The sequence below is a fragment of the Dellaglioa sp. CoH-57-MRSF-20 genome, from assembly GCF_056781955.1.
Genome location: NZ_JBXAXV010000067.1, coordinates 1 through 581, shown reverse-complemented (window position 1 = coordinate 581; position 581 = coordinate 1). Strand labels below are relative to the sequence as shown.

The window sequence follows — 581 nt, the reverse complement described above, 5'->3', positions numbered from 1 at the left end:
GGATTTGTTCGGGTCGGATGCAGCACGTATCGTTGTGCAGGGATTCGAACGACCGGACATCCCGTGGAATGATGAGCAGAATCGCGCAATCCACGACGTAATCAACTGGTACAAGGACCGGAAGCGGGCACCGATCTTCCGGCTGTTCGGATACGCGGGTACCGGTAAGACACAGCTCATCAAAGAGATCGCGTGGCGCGTTCAGAATGGTGAGGGGTGCTCACGTGGTGAAGTGGTGTTTGCGGCATACACGGGCAAGGCAGCGGCTGTCATGCGTAGCAAAGGCTGCGTCGGTGCCGGTACTCTCCACAGCCTGATCTACCGGCCAAAGATGGACCGTGTTACTGGCAAGATCAAGGGATTCTCTAAGAACGAAGAGAGCCCGCTTCGCTATGCGTCACTCCTGATCGTTGATGAGGTGTCCATGGTCAACGAGGACATGGCGATGGATATTCTGGAGTACGGAGTACCTATTCTCGTGGTAGGCGACCCGTTCCAGCTGAAGCCTGTGAAGGGAGAAGGTTACTTCGTGCGTGGCCGAGCCGATGTGATGCTCACCGAGATCGAGCGGGTTGCTGAAG

General features: G+C 56.5%; 1 protein-coding gene. It reads left to right on the top strand.

The features are described from left to right. On the top strand, positions 1–581 hold a 581-nt coding region (locus AC1RPN_RS08130), incomplete at both ends, for an AAA family ATPase (protein WP_481763705.1).